This window comes from Pseudomonas sp. B23(2017) (assembly GCF_002113725.1).
Lineage (GTDB): Bacteria > Pseudomonadota > Gammaproteobacteria > Pseudomonadales > Pseudomonadaceae > Aquipseudomonas > Aquipseudomonas putida_Z.
The window spans coordinates 1-1,341 of sequence record NZ_NEJM01000040.1 but is presented as its reverse complement, the minus strand read 5'-3'; the positions used below and the strand labels follow the sequence as shown (position 1 = coordinate 1,341).

1 protein-coding gene is annotated in these 1,341 nt (G+C 66.1%); it reads left to right on the top strand.

Annotated features, from left to right (window positions below):
* Positions 1–1,341, top strand: a 1,341-nt coding sequence (locus tag CAG46_RS27435) for a condensation domain-containing protein (protein ID WP_256575153.1), incomplete at both ends; no start/stop codon positions are given.

Genomic DNA, 1,341 nt, shown 5'->3' with positions numbered 1-1,341 from the left:
ACGGCAAGCTGGACCGCCGTGCATTGCCGCAACCGGACGCCAGCCTGCTGCAAGCGGAATATGTGGCCCCGCAGAGTGAACTGGAACAACAGATCGCGGTGATCTGGGCCGATGTGCTGAAACTGGAGCGGGTAGGCCTGGGCGACAACTTCTTCGAACTGGGTGGGCATTCCTTGCTCGCCGTCCAGGTGATCTCCCGGGTACGTCAGAGCCTGGGCGTGGAGCTGCAGTTGCGCGCGCTGTTCGAAACGTCGAGCCTGGCCGACTTCGCCAGGCTTGCAGCGCAAGGTGAGCAGGCTTGCTCCAGCGTCATTGGGCGGGTTTCCCGGGAGCAGCCGCTGGCGCTTTCCTATGCCCAGCAACGGCAGTGGTTCTTGTGGCAATGGGCACCGCACAGTGCCACCTACAACATTCCGGCCGCACTGAAGCTGGCCGGGGCGCTGGATGTCGCCGCCCTGCAACAGGCCTTCGGCGCCTTGATCGAGCGTCACGAAACCCTGCGCACCACCTTCCGCCTGGACGGCGAGCAGGCGGTGCAGGTCATTCATGGCCAGCTGCCGTTCGAGCTGGTCGTCGAGGAGCAGGCGTATGCCGACGAGGCCGCTGTGCGGGCCTGGGTCGAGACCGAAGCAGGGCAACCGTTCGACTTGGAGCAGGGGCCGCTGCTGCGGGCCCTGCTGCTGCGTCTGGCGGCGGACCAGCACGTGCTGGTGCTGACCCTGCACCATATCGTCGCCGACGGCTGGTCGATGCCGTTGCTGGTCGACGAGCTGGTGCAACTGTATGCCGGCTACAGCCAGGGCCAGGTGCCGCAGTTGCCGCCCTTGCCGATCCAGTACGCGGACTTTGCCGTGTGGCAGCGCAACTGGATGGAGGCCGGCGAGCAGGCGCGGCAGCTGGCCTACTGGGCCGAACAATTGGGTGATGAGCAACCGGTGCTGGAGCTGCCGTTGGACCATCCGCGCCCGGCTGTACCGAGCCACCAAGGCGCGCGGTGGCCGATTGAGTTGGGCAATGAGCTGGCCGCCAACCTCAAGCGCGTTGCCCAGCAGCAGGGTGTGACGCCGTTCATGCTGTTGCTGGCGAGCTTCCAGACCTTGCTGCATCGTTATTCGGGCCAGGCCGACATCCGCGTCGGCGTGCCCACGGCCAACCGCAACCGGGTCGAGACCGAGCGCCTGATCGGCTTCTTCGTCAACACCCAGGTGCTGCGGGCCGAGTTCGATGTGCAACTGACGTTCAGCGAGCTGCTGCAACAGGTGCGCCAGCGCACGTTGGGCGCGCAGGCCCACCAGGACCTGCCATTCGAGCAGCTGGTCGAAGCCTTGCAGCCGGAACGCA